Origin of the sequence: Brevibacterium sp. SIMBA_078 (assembly GCF_046534565.1) — a bacterium.
GTDB lineage: Bacteria > Actinomycetota > Actinomycetes > Actinomycetales > Brevibacteriaceae > Brevibacterium.
The window spans coordinates 1-239 of the sequence record NZ_JAWRYQ010000551.1; the positions used below are offsets into that span (position 1 = coordinate 1).

The window sequence follows — 239 nt, forward strand, 5'->3', positions numbered from 1 at the left end:
AGCAAATAGCCCTGCCTTATAAAAAGGGTCAGCTTTGATAAACAATTCAGCGGATTCACGGCTGTCTAAATCTACTAAGTAAATACCGCCTGAAGCTGTTTTGGCGTCATCAGACAGCTTAGCGCCACAAGCCAATAGTAAATCTACGTTGGCATCTAAGTAGTCTAAGTGCGATGGACGTACTTTCAAGCGCAAATCCTGAGAGTCCGGATTGTCAAAGGTTTCAATTAAAAATGTCA

General features: G+C 42.3%; 1 protein-coding gene. It reads right to left on the reverse strand.

Annotation, left to right across the window (positions count from 1 at the left end):
* The coding region (locus SB749_RS20755) for a YciI family protein (protein ID WP_410711981.1) at nucleotides 1-239 on the reverse strand (239 nt) is incomplete at both ends.